Origin of the sequence: Pseudomonas sp. 02C 26, from assembly GCF_002843585.1 — a bacterium.
Taxonomy (GTDB): domain Bacteria; phylum Pseudomonadota; class Gammaproteobacteria; order Pseudomonadales; family Pseudomonadaceae; genus Aquipseudomonas; species Aquipseudomonas shirazensis.
Map to the genome: position 1 here is coordinate 4,048,340 of NZ_CP025262.1, position 23,059 is coordinate 4,071,398.

Here is a 23,059-nt window from a genome sequence, read left to right on the forward strand (position 1 = left end):
CGCGGCGGCACTCTAACCAAGCGAGGAACTCGGCTACCTTTTCGGCGCACGCTGCGCCGGGTAAACAGGAGCTATATCGACGGGGGCTGCCAACATGAAAAATGAAAAAAGTCTGAGTCCTTTGACGCTCATAGCGATTTTTGCAGGCATCGTCGAGGCATCGGCGTTGGCATCGCTGCCGTTCCTGAGCGAGGCCAGCCAGATGATCTACACATGGTTTCTGGTCGGCTTTCCATTCTTTCTCACGGTACTGTTCTTTCTGACCCTGAACTTCAATCACCAGACCCTTTATCAGCCCGCTGCACATGAAGCGGCGCAGCAGCAGCCAGCAATCGAAGCGGAGCGAATGCATGGGCAGGCGTCGGCGACCATTGCGTTTTCCGGTCCGGACGCAGGTGTTCTGATAGAACAGCATATCCACCGCACGCTGGCCGACCCAGAGCCGAGCGCGCGCAGCTGGACGCTGTACAACCTGGACGCGCACAAGCAGATCTATTTGGCTGTCGAGGCGCTCGCCGACACCCCTCAGTCAGTGCTGTTCGAGGTCACTGGCGGGCAAAAAAAACCCCGGCGCTAGGCCGGGGTTGATCACGCCAACTGGCAGTCGATCACAGCAGCGAACGACCTTTGTTTGCGGCGATCCTCATACGCAGTGCGTTGAGCTTGATGAAGCCAGCCGCGTCAGCCTGATTGTACGCACCACCATCTTCCTCGAAGGTAGCGATGTTGGCATCGAACAACGAATCGTCGGATTTGCGCCCGACTACGGTGACGTTGCCTTTGTACAGCTTCAAGCGCACTACGCCGTTCACGTTGACCTGCGACGCGTCGATCATCTGCTGCAGCATGATCCGCTCCGGGCTCCACCAGTAGCCGGTGTAGATCAGGCTGGCGTACTTGGGCATCAGCTCGTCTTTCAGGTGAGCCACTTCACGGTCGAGGGTGATCGACTCGATGGCGCGGTGAGCGCGCAGCATGATGGTGCCGCCAGGGGTCTCGTAGCAGCCACGCGACTTCATGCCGACGTAACGGTTCTCGACGATGTCCAGACGGCCGATGCCGTTGGCGCCGCCGATGCGGTTGAGGTCGGCCAGCACGGTAGCTGGCGACTTGTCGACGCCGTCGATGGCAACGATGTCGCCATTGCGGAAGGTCAGCTCGAGGTAGGTCGCCTGGTCAGGGGCGTTCTCCGGGGAGACGCTCCACTTCCACATGTCTTCTTCGTGCTCGGTCCAGGTGTCTTCCAGCACCCCGCCTTCATAGGAGATGTGCAGCAGGTTGGCGTCCATCGAGTAAGGCGACTTCTTCTTGCCGTGGCGCTCGATCGGGATGCCGTGCTTCTCGGCGTAATCCATCAGCTTCTCGCGGGACAGCAGGTCCCACTCGCGCCATGGTGCAATGACCTTGACGCCCGGCTTGAGCGCGTAGGCGCCGAGCTCGAAACGAACCTGGTCGTTGCCCTTGCCGGTCGCACCGTGGGAAATGGCGTCAGCGCCAGTTTCGTTGGCGATCTCGATCAGACGTTTGGCGATCAGCGGACGCGCGATGGAAGTACCCAGCAGGTACTCGCCTTCGTAGACGGTGTTGGCGCGGAACATCGGGAACACGAAGTCACGCACGAATTCTTCGCGCAGGTCATCGATGTAGATTTCTTTCACGCCCATCGCCTGAGCCTTGGCGCGGGCCGGTTCGACCTCTTCGCCCTGGCCGAGGTCAGCGGTGAAGGTCACCACTTCGCAGTTGTAGGTGTCCTGCAGCCACTTGAGAATCACCGAAGTATCAAGGCCGCCGGAATACGCCAGTACGACCTTATTTACGTCCGCCATGCCATCACTCCACGGGGTTTACGGAAAGCCGTCGATTCTACCGACCTCGCGGGCAAATTTACAGTGGGGCGACAGCTTCTGACGACAAAGCGACAAGAACTTTCGATACAGCGACCAACGGTCGCGGATCTGGCTGTTTACAGTTGCTTGGCCGCAGGCGCAGGGGCCACAGGAGCGCCAGCCGGGGAAGGCTCGACCGCTCTTTCCGCCGGTTTGGCCACTGGCGTGACGCGATCCAGTTCGATGTTGACGCGACGGTTACGCGCCCGATTGGCCGCGCTGTTGTTCTTCGCCAGCGGGTAGCGCTCGCCATGGAAGCGCACGATGATCTGCGTTTCAGGCACACCATGTGCTACCAGGTACTCGGCAACCGCCAGCGCCCGGCGCCGCGAGTCCTCGCGATTGGCCAGACGATTGCCGCCGTTGTCGGAATGACCGTTGAGTTCGATGTGATTGACCGTCGGATCGGCCTTCAGGTAATCGAGAATCACGTCCAGCCGAGCCCGGCCATTGCTGTCCAGTTCAACCCCACGCGGGAAGGCGACCTGCGTCTGGCGAATCTGGTCGTAGTTCATCGGCAACAGCTTGCTCGCGCACAGCTGATAGTCGTTGAACGCCTTGGCAAAGCTGACGGGCAACACTCGCACTTCCATGGCTCGACCACCCTCGCCGGCATGGTTGCGCACGACCGTGCTGCGCCCATCCATCAGGCCGTTGATCAAGCGACTGGCCTGGCCTTGCGAGGACGTGAACAACACCCCACTGCGGGCCAGGCGTACGGCACCGAGACTGACATCACTGCGCCCCGGCTGCCATGGCGCAGCGGCGGCGAGCAAGGTGGCAGAGCCGGCGCCGAGCAGGTTGGTGTCCGAGCGCAGGCGGAAGGTTGGTTGCTCGCCTGCGCGACGCACGAACTCGCCACTGCCAAAGCCGTCTATCGGCTGGACCAGGCGGCATTCGAACTGATCGCCTTCGACCGTCCAGGCGATGTTCTCCATCCGGGTCTGGAAGGTCAATGCGCCTGCCGGCAGGCTGGCAAACAAGGTGAACAGGGCTAGGTAACGCTGGCGCACGGGCGGCTCCACAAATTCTGACGGCTTACCTGCAGGCTATCGGTCGCGCGCCGGAAAACTTGATAGCCGTGCTCGACCAAGGGTTTTCCGGTAGCATTCGCACTTGAGTTCGACCCGCCTGGAATCCCCAATGTCCGACCGCCTGACCCTCCTGCGTCCCGATGACTGGCATATCCATCTGCGCGATGGTGCTGTCCTGCCCCACACCGTTGGCGACGTAGCGCGTACCTTCGCCCGCGCCATTGTCATGCCCAACACGGTTCCGCCGGTGCGCGATGCCGCCGAAGCGGGTGCCTACCGCGAGCGGATCCTTGCCGCGCGCCCAGTTGGTAGCCGCTTCGAGCCGCTGATGGTGCTGTACCTTACCGACCGTACCAGTGCCGATGACATCCGCGCGGCCAAGGCCAGTGGTTTTGTCTACGCCGCCAAGCTGTACCCGGCTGGCGCCACGACCAACTCCGATTCCGGCGTGACCAGCATCGACAAGATCTTCCCGGCCATCGAAGCCCTTGCCGAAACCGGCATGCCGCTGCTGGTGCACGGTGAAGTGACGCATGCCGATGTTGATGTGTTCGACCGCGAAAAACGCTTTATCGACGAGCACATGCGCCGTCTGGTCGACCGCTTCCCGACGCTCAAGGTGGTGTTCGAACACATCACCACGGCCGATGCCGCGCAGTTTGTCAGTGAAGCACCGGCCAATGTCGGTGCGACCATCACCGCTCAGCACTTGCTGTACAACCGCAATCACATGCTGGTCGGCGGTATTCGCCCGCACTTCTATTGCCTGCCGATCCTCAAGCGCAACACCCACCAGGTGGCGCTGCTGGACGCGGCTACCAGCGGCAATCGCAAGTTCTTCCTTGGCACCGACTCGGCGCCCCACGCCCAGCACGCCAAGGAAGCCGCCTGCGGCTGCGCCGGTTGCTACACCGCGTATGCGGCGATCGAGATGTACGCCGAAGCGTTCGAACAGCGCAACGCGCTGGACAAGCTGGAAGGTTTTGCCAGCCTGCATGGCCCAGCGTTCTATGGCCTGCCGGCAAACACCGACCGGATTACTCTGGTCCGTGAAGAATGGACTGCGCCAAGCAGCCTGCCGTTTGGCGACAACCTTGTGATTCCGCTGCGCGCCGGTGAAAAACTGCGCTGGCGCCTGCTGGAGGAAAACGCGTGAGTGAAGATCTGTACGAAGACGACCAGGAAGCTTCCAGCGGTGGCCCACGTCACCCGATGGCCGAGCGCTTCCGCGGTTACCTGCCGGTTGTTATCGATGTCGAGACCGGTGGCTTCAACAGCGCTACCGATGCCCTGCTGGAGATCGCTGCGGTCACCATCGGCATGGACGAGAAGGGTTTCCTGTTCCCTGAGCACACGCACTTCTTCCGCGTCGAGCCGTTTGAAGGCGCCAACATCGAGGCGGCGGCACTGGAGTTCACCGGGATCAAGCTTGACCACCCACTGCGCATGGCAGTGAGTGAAGAGAGCGCGCTGACCGAAATCTTCCGCAGCGTTCGCAAGTCGCTCAAGTCCAACGGCTGCAAGCGGGCGATCCTGGTCGGCCACAACAGCAGCTTTGACCTGGGCTTCCTCAATGCTGCGGTTGCGCGCAATGACCTCAAGCGCAATCCGTTCCACCCGTTCTCCAGCTTCGACACTGCTACCCTGGCCGGGCTAGCCTACGGGCAGACCGTACTGGCGCGAGCATGCCAGAGCGCCGACATCGATTTCGACGGCCGTGAGGCGCATTCGGCGCGTTATGACACCGAGAAGACTGCCGAGCTGTTCTGCGGCATCGTCAACCGCTGGAAGGATCTGGGCGGCTGGCGCGATTGATGATCAGCTTACCGCTGCTGCGTCTCGAGACGCGCAGCGGATATAAAAAAACCGGCCACCAGGGCCGGTTTTTTCATGCGTGGCGATTACAGCTTGCCGGCATTCTCGCTCAGGTAGGCAGCAACGCCTTCTGGCGAAGCGTTCATGCCCTTGTCGCCTTTTTTCCAGTTGGCAGGGCAGACTTCGCCGTGCTCTTCGTGGAATTGCAGAGCGTCAACCAGACGCAGCAGCTCATCCATGTTACGGCCCAGCGGCAGGTCGTTGATGATCTGCGAGCGGACAACGCCGTTCAGGTCGATCAGGAAGGCGCCACGGAAGGCTACGCCGCCTTCGGACTCAACGTCGTAGGCCTTGCAGATTTCGTGGGTGATGTCAGCCGCCAGGGTGTACTTGACCTGGCCGATGCCGCCGTTGTTGACCGGGGTGTTACGCCAGGCGTTGTGAGTGAAGTGCGAGTCGATCGACACGCCGATCACTTCGACGTTGCGCGCAGCGAAGTCCGGAATGCGGTTGTCCAACGCGATCAGCTCGGACGGGCAGACGAAGGTGAAGTCCAGCGGGTAGAAGAATACCAGGCCGTACTTGCCCTTGATCGCCGAAGCGAGGTTGAAGCTGTCGACGATTTCGCCGTTGCCCAGCACAGCTGGAACGGTGAAGTCGGGGGCTTGTTTACCAACGAGTACGCTCATCGTTATCTCCTGATGAAGGTGAAAAAACGTTGCCCGGCGGCAAACCCGCCAAGCATCCAGCAAAGGCTGACCATCATACACAGGTTAAGGTGACAGGCCGAATCCAACCGCCGGTCGCCCTTGCGCATTTAGTTTCAGAAACCGCTTTGACAAGCATTCTCATTACTATTACTCTCCAACGCATCGACTCAACGACGATGGTCAGCCTCTATGTATGTGTGTCTTTGTGTCGGCGTCACCGACGGACAGATTCGCGATGCGATCTACGAGGGATGCTGTAGCTACAAGGAAGTCCGGGCGGCCACCAACGTGGCGAGCCAATGTGGCAAGTGCGCGTGCCTTGCCAAGCAGGTGGTGCGTGAGACGTTGACCGACCTCCAGGTCAGCCAGCAGCCCGCCCTGCCCTACCCCGTCGAATTTAATGCAGTCTGATTTCCCCCGTATTTTGAAGAACCGGACCTTGTGTCCGGTTTTTTTATGCCTTTAATTCAATAAGTTAGCGTGCCAACGCGGTTCACAAACATTCTTATTCCGATTAAATTTCATTTATTATTCAACAACTTAGGTTTGACACTGGAAGTTGTCCGGCTCAGACTTCGGGTATTGACACACTCAACACGGCAGGAATACGGACATGAAAGGCGACGTCAGCGTCATCCAGCATCTCAACAAGATCCTCGGGAACGAGCTGGTCGCTATCAACCAGTACTTCCTGCACGCGCGTATGTATGAAGACTGGGGCCTCAACGCCCTGGGCAAGCGCGAGTACAAAGAGTCCATCGAGGCGATGAAGGACGCAGACAAGCTGATCAAGCGCATCCTGTTCCTCGAAGGCCTGCCTAACGTGCAGGACCTGGGTAAGCTGCTGATCGGCGAGCACTCCAAAGAGATGCTGGAATGCGACCTGAAGATCGAGCAAAGCGGTCTGATCGATCTCAAGGCAGCTATTGCGCACTGCGAAACTTCTAGCGACTTCGGCTCGCGGGAAATGCTGGAAGACATCCTTGAATCCAAGGAAGAGCATATCGACTGGCTGGAAACCCAGCTGAGCCTGATCGACAAGATCAGCATCGAGAACTACCTGCAGTCGCAGATGGGCGAAGAGTAACGCTCAAGCCCATACGAAAAAGCCCCGCCAAGTGCGGGGCTTTTTCATGCCTGGGCAAACAACTTTGGCTGCTTGCCCAGCAAGGTCAATCAGGCTTCGGAAGCCTTGGCAGCATTGGCAGCCGCTTCCTTGACCAGCTTTTGCAGCTCACCGTTCTCGAACATCTCGATCATGATGTCGCTGCCGCCGACCAGTTCACCGGCAACCCACAGCTGTGGGAAGGTCGGCCAGTTGGCGTACTTGGGCAGGTTGGCGCGAATTTCCGGGTTCTGCAGGATGTCGACATAGGCGAATTTCTCGCCACAGCCCATGACAGCCTGGGCCGCCTTGGACGAGAAGCCGCACTGAGGCGCGTTCGGCGAGCCTTTCATGTAAAGCAGAATGGTGTTGTTGGCAATCTGCTCTTTGATTGTTTCGATGATATCCATGAAGCACCTCGTCTGAACTTTCCGACTCGATGGTCGGCACGGTCAGCCATTGTATCGGAAAGCCCGGCCGTGGGTCGACCTGCACGCGGTCGGATCAGCAGTGCGCGTTCAAACGGCCGCGACCCGCACCGGCACACCATTCAACGCTGCATTACCCGACACGGCGTCACGCTGCAGCTCGTCGGTAAGATCATTGGCACTGACCCCTGGCTGCTCAGCGGCGATCTGCAATTGCGCGCCCTGGCGGCGATGGCCGAAGCCATGGGGCAGGCTGACCACGCCGGGCATGATCTCGCTGCTGGCCTGCACGTCCACCTCGACCACACCCGTGCGCGATTGAATGCTTACGCGCTGGCCATCACTCAACTGACGCTGCTGCATATCATCGGGATGCATCAGCAACTGATGGCGCGGCTTGCCTTTTACCAGCCGATGAAAGTTATGCATCCACGAATTGTTGCTGCGCACGTGCCGGCGGCCGATCATCAGCAGCTCGTCCGGCGCTGCCGGGGCCTGTCTGGCAAGGCGCTGCAAGTCTTCAAGCAGTTGCGTCGGCGCTGCCTCGACCACTTTGCCGGGGGTAGCCAGGCGTGCTGCCAGGTTGGCGCGCAAGGGCCCCAGGTCCAGGCCGTGTGGATGCTGATCCAGGGCGTCCAGTGACAACGCCCACGGCGACGCCTGGCCATAGCGGCCGTGGCGCAACGCCAGGTCGATCATCTGCGCCGGGGGCATAGTCGGCTTCAGTTCCTTCTGCGCACGCCTGGCGAACGCCTTGGCCAGACCAACGAATATCTCCCAGTCGTGCAGCGCACCGGCAGGCTTGGCCAGCACTGCCCGATTGAAACGGGTGACATTGCGCACCGCCAGCAGGTTGAAGGTGGTGTCGTAGTGGTCGTTTTCCAGTGCCGTGGTCGACGGCAAGATCAGGTCAGCGTGGCGCGTGGTTTCGTTGAGGTACAGGTCGATGCTGAGCATGAACTCAAGGCCGCCCAAGGCCTGGTCCAGTTGACGGCCATTGGGCGTCGACAGTACCGGATTGCCCGCCACGGTGATCAGCGCCCGTACCTGGTCAGCACCGGGCACGAGCATCTCCTCGGCCAAAGCGGCCACGGGTAGCTCGCCGGCGTATTCCGGCAACCCGGAGACGCGGCTCTGCCAGGCATTGAAATGGCCGCCTGAGGTTGTAGCGACCAGATCCACCGCAGGCTCGGTGCACAACGCCCCACCGACCCGATCAAGATTGCCGGTCACCAGATTGATCAGCTGGATCAGCCAATGGCAAAGGCTGCCGAAGGCCTGGGTCGAGACGCCCATGCGGCCATAACAGACCGCCCGTTCGGCTGCAGCGAAATCCCGCGCCAGTTGCCGAATCTGCTCGGCAGGCACCCCGCATACTGCGCTCATGCGCTCAACATCGAACGGCGCAATCGCTGCGCGGACCTGCTCCAGGCCATTGACCGGCAGGTGCGAGCTCTTGGCCAGATCCTCTGCAAACAGGGTATTGAGCAAGCCACACAACAATGCAGCGTCAGTGCCCGGGCGAATGAACAGGTGCTGATCGGCAATCGCGGCCGTTTCGCTGCGGCGCGGATCGATCACCACCAGTTGCCCGCCGCGGGCGTGCAGTGCTTTGAGGCGCTTGTGCACGTCCGGTACGGTCATGATGCTGCCATTGGAGGCCAGCGGATTGCCGCCCAGAATCAGCATGAAGTCGGTGTGATCGATGTCCGGGATCGGCAGCAACAGGCCGTGGCCATACATCAGATGGCTGGTCAGGTGCTGCGGAAGTTGGTCCACCGAGGTTGCCGAAAAGCGGTTGCGGGTCTTTAGCAGGCCAAGGAAGTAGTTGCTGTGGGTCATCAGCCCGTAGTTGTGCACGCTGGGGTTGCCCTGATACACCGCCACCGCGTTGCGCCCGTGCGCCTGCTGAATGCTCCAGAGTTTCTCTGCAGCCAGTTCGAATGCAGTCTCCCAGGCGATCGGCTGCCAGCGCTCGCCAACCCGTTGCAGCGGTTGTCGGAGGCGATCCGGATCGTCCTGTATATCCTCCAACGCGACAGCCTTGGGGCAAATATGGCCGCGGCTGAACGTATCGAGCGGATCGCCTTTGATCGAGACGATGCGCGCAGCCGCGCCGACAGGCTGGTCGATCTCGATATTCAGGCCACAGATGGCCTCGCACAGGTGGCACGCGCGATGATGCACAGTGGTGGCCATGGTCGACTCGCTCCGCTCAAGGGAAGCAGCCACTATGGGCCGGGCTGAGAGCGCTCGCCAGCGCACTTCGCCGGCTGAATCTTGCGCCATCAGGCAGGCGATTGACGACAGCAGGTTTGCCAAGCCCCTCACCCGCCGTGTAAAACCTCTGTAATGAATAAAAAACGGCGCCGGGCCATAGGCTTAGGACATCCGTTGATACAGGCGCACGGTGAACCCCCTTTGTTTCACGCGACATTTAATTATAGTATTGCGCCTTTCCCTATTTCGTCCGCTCCGTGCGGCTTACGCCGCAGGTCCCTCCCGTTGTCAATTAAAGCCAACGCAGGCCTGCGAACCGTTGCAATTAAGGTAGTCAATCATGAGCGCTAGGCACTTTCTCTCCCTGATGGATTTCACTGCTGACGAATTGCTCGGCGTGATCCGTCGCGGCATCGAGCTGAAGGACCTGCGTAACCGCGGCGTGCTGTTCGAGCCACTGAAGAACCGGGTGCTGGGGATGATCTTCGAGAAAGCCTCGACCCGGACCCGCCTGTCGTTCGAAGCCGGCATGATCCAGCTTGGTGGCCAGGCGATCTTCCTGTCGCCGCGCGACACTCAGCTGGGCCGTGGTGAACCGATCGCCGACAGCGCCATCGTCATGTCGCGCATGCTCGATGCGGTGATGATCCGTACCCACCACCACAGCATCCTCACCGAATTTGCGGCCAACTCGCGGGTGCCGGTGATCAACGCCCTGTCCGATGAGTCGCACCCGTGCCAGCTGCTGGCCGACATGCAGACCTTCCTCGAACACCGTGGCTCGATCCAGGGCAAGACCGTGGCCTGGATCGGCGACGGCTACAACATGTGCAACTCCTACATCGAAGCCGCCCAGCAGTTCGACTTCCAGCTGCGCATCGCCTGCCCGGAAGGCTACGAGCCTGATCCACGCTTCCTCGCCCTTGCCGGTGAGCGGGTGCAGATCGTGCGCGACCCCAAGCAAGCGATTGCCGGCGCGCACCTGGTTACCACCGATGTCTGGACTTCCATGGGCCAGGAAGAGGAAACTGCACGGCGCCTGGCGCATTTCGCACCGTATCAGGTCACCCGCGAACTGCTCGACCTGGCTGCACCCGACGCCTTGTTCATGCACTGCCTGCCCGCCCACCGTGGCGAGGAAATCAGCCTGGACCTGCTCGACGACCCACGTTCGGTCGCCTGGGACCAAGCTGAAAACCGCCTGCATGCACAAAAGGCCCTTCTCGAATTTCTTGTCGAACCGGCTTACCACCACGCATGAGTCATCCGTTATTGCTCAACCTGCGCAACCTCGCCTGCGGCTATGGCGAGCAGCGCATCGTCCAGAACCTCAATCTGCACCTCAACGCAGGCGACATCGGTTGTCTGCTCGGGTCATCGGGTTGCGGCAAGACCACCACGCTGCGGGCGATTGCCGGCTTCGAGCCGGTGCACGACGGTGAAATCCAGCTCGCTGGCGAAGTCATCTCGCGGGCGGGTTTTACCCTGTCACCAGAGAAGCGCCGGATCGGCATGGTGTTCCAGGACTACGCGCTGTTTCCGCACCTGACCGTCGCGCAAAACATTGCCTTCGGCATCAGCAAGCACCCGCGCCAGGCAGCTGTGGTTGAAGAGATGCTCGAGCTGGTCAAGCTCGTCGGGCTCGGTGGGCGTTACCCGCACGAGCTGTCCGGCGGCCAGCAACAGCGCGTTGCCCTGGCCCGAGCACTGGCGCCGGAGCCGCAACTGCTGTTGCTCGACGAGCCGTTCTCCAACCTTGACGTGGAACTGCGCAGGCGCCTCAGCCATGAGGTGCGCGACATCCTCAAAAGCCGTGGCACCAGTGCCATTCTGGTCACGCATGATCAGGAAGAGGCGTTTGCCGTCAGCGATCATGTCGGCGTGTTCAAGGAAGGTCGGCTCGAGCAGTGGGATACCCCCTACAACCTGTATCACGAACCGCAGACGCCGTTTGTGGCCAGCTTCATCGGCCAGGGCTATTTCATTCGTGGGCAGATGAGCAGCCATGAAGCGGTGACCACCGAGCTCGGCGAGCTGCGTGGCAATCGCGCCTACACCATGGCCGTTGGCAGTTCGGTTGACGTGTTGCTGCGCCCGGACGACATCGTCCATGCGCCAGACAGCCCCCTGCGCGCCAGCGTGGTTGGCAAGAGCTTCCTCGGCGCCTCAACCTTGTATCGCCTGCAGTTGGCGACCGGCAGCCAGCTGGAAGCGATCTTCGCCAGCCACATCGATCATCAGGTCGGCCAGGACGTCGGCATTGCAGTGAAGGCCGATCACCTCGTGCTGTTCCCGGTGCCGGGCAGCGTCGCCACCCAGCACGCTCGTCAGGAAAACGGCGTTCGCCGTTACAGCTCGGCGAACTGAGACACCGCTTCGGGCACGATAACGGGTGACGGCAGCATCACCCGGCTTCTCAGCCCCGGCCGATCTCGGCAAATTTCCCTTGGGTATGCTCGGCCAATACCGCAGCAGCCAATTCGACCTCAAGTCCGCGCCGGCCAGCACTTACGTGAATGGTTGCGAACTGCTGCGCTGATTGATCGATAAAGGTGCGCAGGCGCTTCTTCTGCCCCAGTGGGCTGATCCCGCCGACCAGATACCCCGTGGCCCGCTGCGCCGCCGCGGGGTCAGCCATTTCACACTTCTTGACCCCCGCCGCGTGGGCCAGAGCCTTCAGGTCGAGCGTGCCCACCACCGGCACTACGGCCACCAACAACTCGCCCTTTTCACTGCTGGCGAGCAGCGTCTTGAACACCTGCACAGGATCGATGCCGAGCTTTTCAGCGGCTTCCAGGCCATACGAGGCCGACTTCGGATCATGTTCGTAACTGTGCACGCGGTGTTCAGCGCGGGCTTTTTTCAGCAGGTCGAGAGCGGGGGTCATGCGGGGCTCCGAGCAGAGAAGTTCGGCGGCTACTTTAGGTGAAAAGCCGCGAGCCAGCCAGCTGGTCGGCAAATCGCCAGATGCTGTCGGAATAGTCAGAGACCTCGCTGCGGGTCAAATTGTGGCTGATCGTTCACTTTCGACCTTTGACATGAGCGTTTCTTGCCTATATTTTTTCGTTTCTGAATAAATGGTGCACTCTTAAAGTGCGCTTTCGCTTATCCGCCCAGGGTCAATGGGGATCGACTCTGGGCCTTGCTGTCGAGCGCTCAGCGCCTCACAACAACAAGAACCGAGGTCATACATGACGACTGCACTACGCGAACCCACCCTTCGGGGCCAATGCATGGCCGAGTTTTTCGGCACTGCGCTACTGATATTTTTCGGCACCGGTTGCGTCGCCGCGCTCAAGGTCGCGGGCGCCAGCTTCGGTCTGTGGGAAATCAGCATTATCTGGGGGGTCGGCGTGAGCATGGCGATCTACCTCACTGCCGGTGTATCCGGCGCCCATCTGAACCCGGCAGTGAGCATCGCCCTGAGCCTGTTCGCCGGTTTCGAAAAGCGCAAACTGCCGTTCTACATCCTCGCCCAGGTAGCTGGCGCCTTCTGTGCCGCCGCGCTGGTGTACAGCCTGTACAGCACGCTGTTCTTCGATTACGAACAATCCCACGCCATGGTCCGCGGCAGCCAGGCCAGCCTGGAGCTGGCGTCGGTGTTTTCCACCTATGCGCACCCGGCGCTGTCGATCGGCCAGGCGTTTCTGGTTGAAATGATCATCACCGCGATCCTGATGGCAGTGATCATGGCCTTGACCGACGACAACAATGGCCTGCCGCGCGGAGCCATGGCACCGCTGCTGATCGGCTTGCTGATCGCGGTGATTGGCAGCGCCATGGGCCCGCTGACCGGCTTTGCGATGAACCCTGCCCGAGATTTTGGTCCAAAGCTGATGACGTTCCTGGCAGGCTGGGGTGATATCGCCTTCACTGGCGGACGTGACATTCCGTATTTCCTGATTCCGATATTCGCGCCCATTGTGGGTGCATGCCTGGGCGCCGCCGCCTACCGTGGCCTGATCGCCCGCAACTTGCCCACCGCGCAGGTTGCAGTCGGGCAAACAGACGATAATTCCCAGAGCGATGCGCGGGCCTCCTGACCGGAGAGCCGCTGCCGACAGCCAGGCACAGCGCCTGGCCTCCCCCTATTTTGTGCAAGGCCACTGACATGACAGACACCCAGGACAAGAACTACATCATCGCCCTGGACCAGGGCACCACCAGTTCGCGAGCGATCATCTTCGACCGTGACGCAAACGTGGTGGGCACCTCCCAGCGTGAGTTCGTCCAGCATTATCCGCAGGCTGGCTGGGTCGAGCACGACCCGATGGAAATCTTCGCCACCCAGAGCGCGACCATGGTCGAGGCCCTGGCTCAGGCCAGCATCAGCCACGCCCAGGTCGCCGCCATCGGCATCACCAACCAACGTGAAACCACGGTGGTGTGGGACAAGGAAAGCGGCCGCCCGGTGTACAACGCCATCGTCTGGCAGTGCCGGCGCAGTACCGAGATCTGTGCCCAGCTCAAGCGCGATGGCCATGAAGACTACATCCGCGAAACCACCGGCCTGGTCACCGACCCGTACTTCTCCGGGACCAAGCTGAAGTGGATCCTGGACAACGTCGAAGGTGTCCGCGAGCGCGCCGAGCGCGGCGAACTGCTGTTCGGCACCATCGATACCTGGCTGATCTGGAAATTCACCGGCGGCAAGGTACATGTCACCGACTACACCAACGCCTCGCGTACCTTGATGTTCAACATCCACACGTTGCAGTGGGATGAAAAGATGCTCGAGCTGCTCGGTGTGCCACGCCAGATGCTGCCAGAGGTGCGCGGCTCCTCCGAGGTGTATGGCCAGACCAAGAGCGGCATCGACATCGCCGGTATCGCCGGCGACCAGCAATCGGCGCTGTTCGGCCAGATGTGCGTCGAGCCAGGCCAGGCCAAGAACACCTATGGCACCGGCTGCTTCCTGCTGATGAACACCGGCGACAAGGCGGTCAGCTCCTCCCACGGCCTGCTCACCACCATCGCTTGCGGCCCCCGTGGCGAAGTCGCCTACGCGCTTGAAGGCGCAGTGTTCAACGGCGGCTCGACCGTGCAGTGGCTGCGCGATGAACTGAAGATCGTCAACGATGCGCTCGACACCGAGTACTTCGCCAGCAAGGTCAAGGACAGCAACGGTGTCTATCTGGTGCCGGCCTTCACCGGGCTGGGCGCGCCCTACTGGGACCCGTACGCACGCGGCGCACTGTTCGGCCTGACCCGCGGGGTCAAGGTCGATCACATCATCCGCGCCGCACTGGAGTCGATCGCCTACCAGACCCGCGACGTCCTCGATGCCATGCAGCAGGACTGCGGCCAGCGCCTGAGCGAACTGCGCGTGGATGGCGGCGCGGTGGCCAACAACTTCCTCATGCAGTTCCAGGCCGACATCCTCGGCAGCTGTGTCGAGCGGCCAAAGATGCGCGAAACCACCGCCCTCGGCGCTGCCTACCTGGCCGGACTGGCCAGCGGCTTCTGGAGCAGCCTGGATGAGCTGCGCGACAAGGCTATCATCGAGCGCGAGTTCAGCCCGCAGCTGGATGAAGCGCAGAAAGAGAAGCTCTATGCCGGCTGGCAGAAAGCGGTCGAGCGTACCCGTGACTGGGAAGATCACGACGCCTGATTGAAACTGTAGCGTTTCAGGCCCTGCCCGCATCGGTCGCCATGTTCAGCACATGGCGACCGACTTGTTTGTACTGTGCGCACTGGCTGTCATCCCTTTCCTACGGCATCATTGCAGCATTTGTCCGGCAGCCCCCAAGGACCGCCCATGAATCTGCCCCCGCGCCAACAACAAATCCTCGAACTGGTGCGCGAACGCGGCTACGTCAGTATCGAAGAAATGGCCCAGCTGTTCGTCGTTACCCCGCAAACCATTCGCCGCGATATCAACCAGCTTGCCGAGAGCAACCTGCTGCGGCGCTACCATGGCGGCGCGGCATATGACTCGAGCATCGAAAACACCGCCTACGCCATGCGCGCCGACCAGATGCGCGACGAGAAACAGCGCATCGCCGAAGCCGTGGCCCGGCAGATCCCGGACCATGCCTCGGTATTCATCAACATCGGCACCACCACCGAGTCGATTGCCCGCGCCCTGCTCAATCACAATCACCTCAAGGTCATTACCAACAACCTGCACGTCGCGTCGATCCTCAGTGCCAAGGATGACTTCGAAGTGCTGGTCGCTGGCGGCACGGTGCGCCGTGACGGCGGCGTGGTCGGCCAGGCGAGTGTCGACTTCATCAGCCAGTTCAAGGTCGATTTCGCCCTGGTCGGCATCAGCGGCATCGATGAAGACGGCAGCCTGCTGGATTTCGATTATCAGGAAGTGCGTGTTTCCCAGGCGATCATTGCCAATGCGCGGCAGGTCATCCTCGCTGCCGACTCGAGCAAGTACGGGCGCAACGCGATGGTTCGGCTCGGCTCGATCAATCTGGTCGATTGCCTGGTGACCGATCAGCCGCCCTCGCCCGCCTTGAACCAACTGCTCAACGACAACAAGGTCCGCCTGGAAGTGGTGTGACCTGCGCGCGGCGTCGCACTGAGCGCCGCGCCATGTTCGCTATTGTTCATTTCGCCGCGCCTATTGAAGTTTTCTATGAAGACTCGCTGGCGAATGCTTGCTTGTTGCGCTAGTATTTTCGCAAACGAACATCGATGTTCATTTTCGATGGTATCAGCCTCAGGAGGCCTTGCCCGTGTCCCAGCCCGTTTCCTCCCAGCCCGTCCCTGCCGATTGCTACGATGTTGCCGTGATTGGCGGCGGTATCAATGGTGTGGGCATTGCCGCTGACGCTGCCGGGCGCGGCCTCAAGGTGTTCCTTTGCGAAAAGGACGACCTGGCGCAACACACCTCGTCCGCCAGCAGCAAGCTGATCCATGGTGGCCTGCGCTATCTGGAACATTACGAATTCCGTCTGGTTCGTGAGGCCTTGGCTGAACGAGAGGTGCTCCTGGCCAAGGCTCCGCACATCGTCAAGCCAATGCGCTTCGTACTGCCACACAGGCCGCACCTGCGCCCTGCGTGGATGATCCGGGCTGGGCTGTTCCTCTATGATCATTTGGGCAAACGCAAGCGCCTCGGCGCATCGCGCAGCCTGCGTTTTGCCGCTGGCAATCCGCTCAAACCATCGATCAGCCGGGGTTTCGAGTACGCCGACTGTGCTGTCGACGATGCCCGCCTGGTGGTACTGAATGCCATGGCTGCCCGCGAACACGGCGCACATATCCATACTCGTACGCGCTGCCTCAGTGCCGTACGCGTTGACGGCATGTGGCAGGTCGAGTTGCAGGAGCCCAACGGCACACTGCGCACCATTCGTGCCCGTGCGCTGGTCAACGCCGCAGGCCCGTGGGTAGCCAGCTTCATCAAGGACGACCTCAAGCTACAGGCCCCTTACGGCATCCGTCTGATCCAGGGCAGCCACCTGATCGTGCCGCGCCTCTACGAGGGCGAACATGCCTATATCCTGCAGAATGAAGACCAGCGCATCGTATTCTGCATCCCGTATCTTGAGCGTTTTACCCTGATTGGCACTACGGACCGCGAGTACACCGGCGACCCGGCCCAGGTTGCGATTACCGAACAGGAAACCAGCTACCTGCTGAAGGTCGTCAACGAGCATTTCAACCATCAGCTGAGTGAGGCCGACATCCTGCATACCTATTCGGGTGTGCGGCCGCTGTGCAACGATGAGTCGGACAACCCCTCGGCAGTGACACGCGACTACACCCTTGCCCTCTCCGCGCAAGCCGGCCAGGCGCCGCTGTTGTCGGTATTCGGCGGCAAGCTTACGACCTACCGCAAGTTGGCCGAATCGGCCATGGCTGAACTCAAGCCATTCTTCACCCAGATGCGCGGCAGCTGGACGGCCACTGCACCACTGCCGGGCGGCGAGAATATGACAACGGTACCGGCGTTGGTCGATGCCGTTACGGCACGTTTCAGCTGGTTGCCCGTGGACATGGCCAAGCGCTGGGTACTGGCCTATGGCAGCCGCGTATGGCGGCTGCTTGATGGCGCCAACGGCCCCGAGGACCTGGGCCAGGCGATTGGCGCCGGGCTGTTCACCCGCGAGGTGGATTATCTGCTGGAGGCGGAATGGGCCCAGACAGCCGATGACATCCTCTGGCGTCGTGGCAAGCTGGGCCTGTCGCTGACCGCACAAGAACACACCGACCTGGAGCAATACCTGAAGCAGGCTCGTAAGATTCGCGCCGACCGCCGCGCAGCCTGATAATGCCGGCCCAGCCCTCTTGATTCTTCAAGGGGGCGCGCCCGCCCAGCGTTCATAGGCTTCCCGAGCAAGGCGCAGCAGCAGTGCACGCTCGCTGCGGTCGTAATCAGTCCTCAATGCTGCACAGCGTTGCAGAAATTCGCTTTCGTCGATCACTTGCTCATCAACCTGAGCCTGCACCGCCTCCATGCGCTGGTACAGCGGCTGCACCAGCTCTTCAAATTGCTGCGCATAAAACTCCCGCGCGTACTGTTCCCAAAACGGTCGCTGAGCCAACGATTGAATCAGGGTTTCGACCGATTCGTTGCCCAGCACGATGTCCTGCGCCCGCAGCAGATCACTGGTGGTGATGTTCGCGAAACCCGGGTAGTGCATTTCGTCGATCTGGATCGGCAGGCCCAGGGGATGCGTAAGCCGCTGCCGGTAGAACAGCCTGACCTCGATTTCATCGACATGTGGAGCGTGCTCGGCCTGCATGCGTTGCACGTGCAGCGTAGCCAGGCGGTCGACCTCGTCGAGCCTGGACAGGCCACGGCCCAAGCCCAGCAAGCGGGCTTCGATCCGGTAACCATGGGCATCTTCAACAGCACGCTGCACCAGCACCCCGAGCTCCATCTGCTCCAGCAGCAGGAGCAGCCGGTCTTCACAGCTGCGTGGGCCGGATGCCTCGAAAAAGATCTGCTGTCGCAACTGCTCATGCTGTTCGCAGGTTTCCAGAATGCGCCAGATACGGCTGCGGTAATGCCCGGAGTGCTGCTCGAAGTCCTCGGTGTGGGCGAAGTCTGCCAGGAAGCGAAATAGCCCTTGCGACTGCGGTTCTTCAAGCAGTGCTGTCCAGGTCGCCTGCTGGCGGTCACGCTCGGCGGAATCTGCGGCACTGCCGGCCCACCTGTTGAACAGATTGCTGTCAACCGCACGATGCCGTGCGGACGCTGCCCCCCATTGCCCCGGGTTAAGCCCGCGGGCTTCATCGAGCAGCGCTTCGTCAGCTGCGTTCAGCGGGTTGTCGTGCAAGGACAACTGTTCTACCTGCAGGCGCAACTGTTGCACCTCTAGACGTAGTGCGCGAATGTTGTTGTTGCGCAAGTCCACAAAAGCACGAAACGAAACCCGCTCAGGTAACGCCTCCAGGCCGGCAGAGCGCAGGTTGACCTCCCGCAAATGGACCAGACGGGTCAATACCGGTGCCCTCCCCAACGGGTTGTGGCTGAGGTCGATACGTCGCAGTGCGCTTGTCCCAGCAAGCCGCAGTTCCCCGCCCTCGTCCATCACCACTCTGTTGCGCCGCAGATTCAGATACCGCAGGTGGGGCATCTGCTCAATGCCGTGGGGGATCGCAGCCAGGCGATTACCGGATAGGTCGAGCTCCACCAGGTTTGGAAAACGCCTGAGAAAATCCCCTTCGATTTCAGTCAGGCCCATGTCGGTCAGGATCAGACGCCGGACATGGTCAAAGCTCACCCCCTGCGGTAAATCGGGCAGGCTACCGATTCGCTCGCCGTCGATAATCAACGCGTAGTCGCCGCGCTCATCGGTAATCTTTCGCCGCCAGCTGCGCCGTATCGCCGCAGCGACCCGGCGCCGGCGCAGCGCATGCAGCGGATTACTGGCATCCCTGCGCCACTGGCGCAACCCTCGACGCAGGCTCGACAACTGGGCCATCAGCTGGCCGTAATGCTCCCACAGCCCTACCCGCCGCTCCGTGAGGTCGAGCAGGTAGGCTTGTAGTTGTTCGTCCGTCAATGTCGGAAAAACCTGGTGAATACCACGCCTCATCGCCCGCTGGCTGCTCTCGCCTCGGCCACTCAATGGGTAACCGATACGCCCGTCACCCAACCGGGTCGGCGGCCGCAGGCCGGCGCCCAGGCGCGACATGCCACAGAGCTCGGCCGCCTGGTGGCGATCAGTGGCGGCTGCTTCGATCAGTAGCGTGCCCAAGGCGTCGGGGCTGACACCGGCATCGCCAAGCTCAACTGTTTGCGTCTCGTCAAGCGCAGCCAGCACTGCCGCCAGATAGGAGCCAGAGGTGGAATGCCCCGCATAGCGGTAGCCGTCGCTGCGGCGCACGATACACCGCACGTCCGGCGCACCCTCTGTGCCAATACTGGCCAGGTGCCGGCCGCTCTGGCTGCCTTCACGCACTTCGATCCGCAGAGTGTCCGGCCAGGCTACCTGACGCCTCAACAAGCCAAGGGCCAAGCGCTCAGTGTCGGGATTGACGCACCGCGGCAGGCGCAAACCGGCGCACGCCCGATCCAGGCGGCTTTCGCGCAGTGACCATCGGGCGCGCTCGGCCACCGCCAGGGGAATACGCTGTGCGTCGCTGAGCGTATCGAGTTGGGCCCCGCTGCATTGCTGCAGGACCTCGCGCGTGCAGCGAATCGACAGGCTCGGGAATGTTCGCTGCAGTAGTCGCTCAATGCCCTTGGGCCGCACCTGCCGCGCGGCAACATGCTGGGCCAGGCGTGGCGCGCCGAAGTCTGGATGTTGTTCATGCGCCTGATGAAGCTCTAGGGCATCAAGCAAGCGTGCAGGTGGGCCCATGTGTTCCACATGCAAACGACGAATCTGTGCTTCAGTGAGCCCGGTCACCTGTAGGAGATAGTCGCAGGTTGCCTCCGGCAGCTCTGCCAGTGGAGCACTCAGGCGACGGACCAGATTGGCCCTTCCTGCCCAGTGCTGGGGAGCTTCCAATTCGTGGCGCCAGCCCCCGCCGCCGTTCTCTTCGATAACCGGCCGGTAGGCACTCCTGCGACCTGGGTGCATGATCCTCGAGCGGCCGTCCTGAGGATCGTCCACAACCCGGTAACGCCCCTCTTCGACATGCCAAAGCCATTCCTGTGCGCCTACACGACGTACAGGCTGGACATCGTAACCCGGCAGGTCTGTGGCCATGAGTTTGACCTTGCCAGTGGAGGTGTACACCGGAGCCAGGTCATCCACGAAAGCCAAGCGTTCAACGGCGTGTACGGCAAGTTTGCTGCCGCCAGCGATCAGCACGCCGACTACGACGTTCCCGGCAACGTTGAACAAGTGGTTCAAGGCCCCTTCGCGGTCACCCATGCGCCAGTCTTCGTACCCTTCGTACACTTCGCCTACAATCTGTACCGCGTTCGCCACCATCAGCACTGCGCCAAGCACCGGCACGAAGAAGCCGGCCAAATTGAGCACATTCAGACCCAGCTCCATGTAGCCCTGCATGCGCGCCTCCCGGTCCTCGTCGTCTTCGACATCGGTGGGCACGGCGAGTACCTGGGCGTCGTCCATGATCTTGGCGAGATATTGCCTGCGCAGGTGTTCAAACGGCGAGTCGGTGATCGGGGCCGAACGGGCATCGAGCTCCACTGAGGCTGCGCGCGCCTCTGAAACCCGCTCGTTCAGTACCCGATAGAAATTGATGCGCTCACGTTCGCTTACAAAGCGTGCAAAAAAACGTCGGTACGCCGGTTCACGGAAACGCTCGCCAAGATGCCGGTTCAGCGCTGCCCAACTGGCATGACGGGAAACAGGCACCTGAGGGTCATCAGGTATCCAGAGAACCACCGACTCCACTGCCTCGTCGAACGAAGGGCGCACTTCCAGCGCCAGCACCCCTTGCACCGGGCGACCCAGCAGGTACAACTGACGAGGCACAACCGTGCCCACCACCGCCGGAACCACCGGCTTTTCGCTCACTTGCGGCAACAGCAAGAAATACGTGCGCTCGTCAATATCGCCTTTGAACGCAGCGATCCGCATAGCCACTTCGAAATTGGCCCTGAAATTGGCTTCGAACAGCCCGTGCAAACGGGAGGTCGCCTGGCCCGGCTCATCCTCCGGGCCGTCTTCAGGCTGTAGATGACGCGCCAGCAACGCCTGGTACTTGCCACCTACGTCAATCTCGCGACACGCGGAGGCGAACGCCGGAAAGCTCATCGGCAAGTGAGCGCCCTTGCAGTCGACCAGTTCTCCCTTGAACTGCAGACTAGGGCGCGTTTCCGCCCGGTGATAGTTATGCAGCGCCGCTTCCAGCAATGACCGCTTGGAACGACGAATGTAGGTGGACTGCGGCAGCGCCGGGGATACGGTAGGCACCACCAGCCGCTGCGAGACGCGCACCTTGCTGCCAGTCACGTCCGGGTTGCTGATACCGCTCGCGCGCAGCTTCAGCTTGAGCAAGTCTTTCGCAAAGGTATGCAAGGAGGGGATGGCTTTCAGAACCGGATCAAGCCGGGAATGGCACAAGGCCTGGCGGCGCAAGGCATGGCGAAGGGCATCGAGCCTTTCCGGTTGCGTGTGGCCCACCAGCCATCCAGGCAGGCATTGGGCGATGAGGGTATCAATGGAGTCGCTCGGGGGCTGATCAGTGGGCATGGGCGGGCCTCGGCTGGCAAAGCGCACAGCACATCAAGCCAGCGCCCCTGTCGTGCATTGCATAGTTATCGCATCGGCTGCATGCCAGCGCCTGGCGTCCGGATAACCGAACACAAAAACCGCGCATCGTTCGGCAGGTCGAACATCTGCGGGATCTTCAAACCGTCAAACTCAAGCAATGACGAGTCGTTAAGGTCGACAGCATGGCTTGGCACGAGTCATGCTCTACACTTGGTAGCCGAATGCACTGCTTTTAGCAGTATTCGTGGAACGAAGAGTCCGCCAACGGCTCCATAAAAAAAACAAACATGTCGAGGAAAATTTGATGCGTATCGTTCGTCAATTGCTGGGCGCCGCTATCGCGGCCGCTGTTATCGCTTCGCCGGCCATGGCTGCAGAGCTGACCGGCACCCTGAAGAAGATCAATGACTCGGGCACCATCACCCTGGGCCACCGCGACGGTTCCATTCCGTTTTCCTACATTGCCGATGCCTCGGGCAAACCGGTCGGCTACTCTCACGACATTCAACTGGCCATCGTCGAGCACCTGAAAAAAGAGCTCAACAAGCCGGACCTGAAAGCCAGGTACAACCTGGTTACTTCCCAGACCCGCATCCCGCTGGTGCAGAACGGCACCGTCGATGTCGAGTGTGGCTCGACCACCAACAACGTCGAGCGCCAGCAGCAGGTCGACTTCTCGGTAGGCATCTTCGAGGTGGGCACCCGTCTGCTGTCGAAGAAAGATTCCTCCTATAAGGATTTCGCTGACCTGAAAGGCAAGAACGTGGTGACCACCGCGGGTACCACTTCCGAACGCATCCTCAAGGCAATGAACGCCGACAAGCAGATGGGCATGAACGTGATTTCCGCGAAGGATCACGGCGAAGCCTTCCAGATGCTCGAATCCGGCCGTGCAGTCGCCTTCATGATGGATGACGCGCTGCTCGCCGGTGAAATGGCCAAGGCCAAGAATCCAAACCTCTGGGCCGTGACCGGCACCCCGCAATCCTACGAAATCTATGGCTGCATGGTGCGCAAGGGTGATGCACCGTTCAAGAAAGCCGTCGATGACGCGATCGTTGCGCTGTACAAGTCGGGCGAGATCAACAAGATCTACGACAAATGGTTCACCCAGCCAGTCCCACCAAAAGGCCTGAACCTGAACTTCCCGATGAGCGATGAGCTGAAAGAGCTGATTGCCAATCCTACCGATAAAGCGGCAGACGAAAAGAAGTCCTGACCCGCAGCTAGTTAGTGTCTAACCTTTCATCCGAGGGCGC

At 61.1% G+C, this 23,059-nt stretch carries 19 protein-coding genes; 12 read left to right on the plus strand and 7 right to left on the minus strand.

Translation table 11 applies throughout. The annotated features are described in order from the left end of the window. Positions 1-94: 94 nt before the first annotated feature. Positions 95-577, plus strand: a complete 483-nt coding sequence (locus CXQ80_RS18480; RefSeq protein WP_101321834.1) for a hypothetical protein — start codon at positions 95-97, stop codon at positions 575-577. 31 nt (positions 578-608) lie between these two features. On the opposite strand, the gene CXQ80_RS18485 is transcribed toward CXQ80_RS18480, so the two are convergent. Next, a complete protein-coding gene (locus tag CXQ80_RS18485) occupies positions 609-1,826 on the minus strand; it encodes an argininosuccinate synthase (protein WP_101321835.1) in 1,218 nt (405 codons plus the stop codon). Between the two features lie 137 nt (positions 1,827-1,963). Beyond that, the gene (locus tag CXQ80_RS18490) at positions 1,964-2,899 is read right to left on the minus strand and encodes an OmpA family protein (RefSeq protein WP_101321836.1); all 936 of its coding nucleotides are present in this window, start codon (positions 2,897-2,899) and stop codon (positions 1,964-1,966) included. 130 nt (positions 2,900-3,029) lie between these two features. Between CXQ80_RS18490 and pyrC the strand changes: the two genes are divergently transcribed. Together pyrC and rnt are read left to right on the plus strand one after the other, a co-directional pair. After that, on the plus strand, positions 3,030-4,076 hold the full coding sequence (gene pyrC / locus CXQ80_RS18495; protein WP_101321837.1) for a dihydroorotase: 1,047 nt from the start codon (positions 3,030-3,032) through the stop codon (positions 4,074-4,076). Positions 4,077-4,132: 56 nt separating this feature from the next. Further along, entirely contained in the window at positions 4,133-4,735 is a 603-nt protein-coding gene (gene rnt / locus CXQ80_RS18500) for a ribonuclease T (RefSeq protein WP_189691781.1), read from the plus strand. An 86-nt stretch (positions 4,736-4,821) separates the two neighbouring features. On the opposite strand, the gene CXQ80_RS18505 is transcribed toward rnt, so the two are convergent. Then, entirely contained in the window at positions 4,822-5,424 is a 603-nt protein-coding gene (locus CXQ80_RS18505) for a peroxiredoxin (RefSeq protein WP_101321839.1), read from the minus strand. A gap of 210 nt (positions 5,425-5,634) precedes the next feature. Here CXQ80_RS18505 and CXQ80_RS18510 point away from each other — a divergent pair, with 210 nt between their 5' ends. Together CXQ80_RS18510 and bfr are read left to right on the plus strand one after the other, a co-directional pair. Beyond that, positions 5,635-5,856: a bacterioferritin-associated ferredoxin gene (locus CXQ80_RS18510; RefSeq protein ID WP_101321840.1), complete on the plus strand. Its 222-nt coding sequence runs from the start codon at positions 5,635-5,637 to the stop codon at positions 5,854-5,856. A gap of 202 nt (positions 5,857-6,058) precedes the next feature. Beyond that, positions 6,059-6,532 carry a bacterioferritin gene (gene bfr / locus CXQ80_RS18515; protein ID WP_101321841.1) on the plus strand — a complete coding sequence of 158 codons (474 nt, stop codon included), beginning with the start codon at positions 6,059-6,061 and terminating at the stop codon, positions 6,530-6,532. 89 nt (positions 6,533-6,621) lie between these two features. On the opposite strand, the gene grxD is transcribed toward bfr, so the two are convergent. Continuing rightward, on the minus strand, positions 6,622-6,960 hold the full coding sequence (gene grxD / locus CXQ80_RS18520) for a Grx4 family monothiol glutaredoxin (protein WP_101321842.1): 339 nt from the start codon (positions 6,958-6,960) through the stop codon (positions 6,622-6,624). A 108-nt stretch (positions 6,961-7,068) separates the two neighbouring features. After that, complete coding sequence (locus CXQ80_RS18525) at positions 7,069-9,177, minus strand: molybdopterin-dependent oxidoreductase (protein ID WP_101321843.1); 2,109 nt, start codon at positions 9,175-9,177, stop codon at positions 7,069-7,071. Between the two features lie 361 nt (positions 9,178-9,538). On the opposite strand from CXQ80_RS18525, the gene argF reads away from it, so the two are divergent. Further along, complete coding sequence (gene argF / locus CXQ80_RS18530) at positions 9,539-10,459, plus strand: ornithine carbamoyltransferase (RefSeq protein WP_101321844.1); 921 nt, start codon at positions 9,539-9,541, stop codon at positions 10,457-10,459. Then, positions 10,456-11,565, plus strand: a complete 1,110-nt coding sequence (locus CXQ80_RS18535; protein WP_101321845.1) for an ABC transporter ATP-binding protein — start codon at positions 10,456-10,458, stop codon at positions 11,563-11,565. The genes argF and CXQ80_RS18535 overlap by 4 nt, the downstream gene beginning before the upstream one ends. Before the next feature lie 49 nt (positions 11,566-11,614). On the opposite strand, the gene ybaK is transcribed toward CXQ80_RS18535, so the two are convergent. Continuing rightward, positions 11,615-12,085 carry a Cys-tRNA(Pro) deacylase gene (gene ybaK, locus CXQ80_RS18540; RefSeq protein WP_101321846.1) on the minus strand — a complete coding sequence of 157 codons (471 nt, stop codon included), beginning with the start codon at positions 12,083-12,085 and terminating at the stop codon, positions 11,615-11,617. Positions 12,086-12,389: 304 nt separating this feature from the next. Here ybaK and CXQ80_RS18545 point away from each other — a divergent pair, with 304 nt between their 5' ends. The 4 genes from CXQ80_RS18545 (at position 12,390) to glpD (ending at position 17,426) form a co-directional block, all read left to right on the plus strand. Next, on the plus strand, positions 12,390-13,241 hold the full coding sequence (locus CXQ80_RS18545; RefSeq protein ID WP_101321847.1) for an MIP/aquaporin family protein: 852 nt from the start codon (positions 12,390-12,392) through the stop codon (positions 13,239-13,241). A gap of 68 nt (positions 13,242-13,309) precedes the next feature. Continuing rightward, entirely contained in the window at positions 13,310-14,809 is a 1,500-nt protein-coding gene (gene glpK / locus CXQ80_RS18550; protein WP_101321848.1) for a glycerol kinase GlpK, read from the plus strand. A 147-nt stretch (positions 14,810-14,956) separates the two neighbouring features. Further along, complete coding sequence (glpR, locus tag CXQ80_RS18555) at positions 14,957-15,712, plus strand: DNA-binding transcriptional repressor GlpR (protein ID WP_101321849.1); 756 nt, start codon at positions 14,957-14,959, stop codon at positions 15,710-15,712. A 175-nt stretch (positions 15,713-15,887) separates the two neighbouring features. Next, positions 15,888-17,426 carry a glycerol-3-phosphate dehydrogenase gene (gene glpD / locus CXQ80_RS18560; RefSeq protein ID WP_101321850.1) on the plus strand — a complete coding sequence of 513 codons (1,539 nt, stop codon included), beginning with the start codon at positions 15,888-15,890 and terminating at the stop codon, positions 17,424-17,426. A gap of 27 nt (positions 17,427-17,453) precedes the next feature. On the opposite strand, the gene CXQ80_RS18565 is transcribed toward glpD, so the two are convergent. Next, positions 17,454-21,779 (minus strand): NEL-type E3 ubiquitin ligase domain-containing protein, encoded by a 4,326-nt coding sequence (locus CXQ80_RS18565; protein ID WP_101321851.1) that lies wholly within the window; start codon positions 21,777-21,779, stop codon positions 17,454-17,456. A gap of 325 nt (positions 21,780-22,104) precedes the next feature. Here CXQ80_RS18565 and CXQ80_RS18570 point away from each other — a divergent pair, with 325 nt between their 5' ends. Then, entirely contained in the window at positions 22,105-23,019 is a 915-nt protein-coding gene (locus tag CXQ80_RS18570; protein WP_101321852.1) for a glutamate/aspartate ABC transporter substrate-binding protein, read from the plus strand. The last annotated feature ends 40 nt before the right edge of the window (positions 23,020-23,059 follow it).

Bases quoted from the DNA above. Each gene is read 5' to 3' on its own strand.
- CXQ80_RS18570 (WP_101321852.1), top strand. From the start codon at position 22,105: ATGCGTATCGTTCGTCAATTGCTGGGCGCCGCTATCGCGGCCGCTGTT.
- pyrC (WP_101321837.1), top strand. From the start codon at position 3,030: ATGTCCGACCGCCTGACCCTCCTGCGTCCCGATGACTGGCATATCCAT.
- argF (WP_101321844.1), top strand. From the start codon at position 9,539: ATGAGCGCTAGGCACTTTCTCTCCCTGATGGATTTCACTGCTGACGAA.
- CXQ80_RS18525 (WP_101321843.1), bottom strand. From the start codon at position 9,177: ATGGCCACCACTGTGCATCATCGCGCGTGCCACCTGTGCGAGGCCATC.
- glpK (WP_101321848.1), top strand. From the start codon at position 13,310: ATGACAGACACCCAGGACAAGAACTACATCATCGCCCTGGACCAGGGC.
- bfr (WP_101321841.1), top strand. From the start codon at position 6,059: ATGAAAGGCGACGTCAGCGTCATCCAGCATCTCAACAAGATCCTCGGG.
- CXQ80_RS18535 (WP_101321845.1), top strand. From the start codon at position 10,456: ATGAGTCATCCGTTATTGCTCAACCTGCGCAACCTCGCCTGCGGCTAT.
- glpR (WP_101321849.1), top strand. From the start codon at position 14,957: ATGAATCTGCCCCCGCGCCAACAACAAATCCTCGAACTGGTGCGCGAA.
- CXQ80_RS18480 (WP_101321834.1), top strand. From the start codon at position 95: ATGAAAAATGAAAAAAGTCTGAGTCCTTTGACGCTCATAGCGATTTTT.
- ybaK (WP_101321846.1), bottom strand. From the start codon at position 12,085: ATGACCCCCGCTCTCGACCTGCTGAAAAAAGCCCGCGCTGAACACCGC.
- CXQ80_RS18545 (WP_101321847.1), top strand. From the start codon at position 12,390: ATGACGACTGCACTACGCGAACCCACCCTTCGGGGCCAATGCATGGCC.
- CXQ80_RS18505 (WP_101321839.1), bottom strand. From the start codon at position 5,424: ATGAGCGTACTCGTTGGTAAACAAGCCCCCGACTTCACCGTTCCAGCT.
- CXQ80_RS18565 (WP_101321851.1), bottom strand. From the start codon at position 21,779: ATGCCCACTGATCAGCCCCCGAGCGACTCCATTGATACCCTCATCGCC.
- rnt (WP_189691781.1), top strand. From the start codon at position 4,133: ATGGCCGAGCGCTTCCGCGGTTACCTGCCGGTTGTTATCGATGTCGAG.
- grxD (WP_101321842.1), bottom strand. From the start codon at position 6,960: ATGGATATCATCGAAACAATCAAAGAGCAGATTGCCAACAACACCATT.
- CXQ80_RS18485 (WP_101321835.1), bottom strand. From the start codon at position 1,826: ATGGCGGACGTAAATAAGGTCGTACTGGCGTATTCCGGCGGCCTTGAT.
- CXQ80_RS18510 (WP_101321840.1), top strand. From the start codon at position 5,635: ATGTATGTGTGTCTTTGTGTCGGCGTCACCGACGGACAGATTCGCGAT.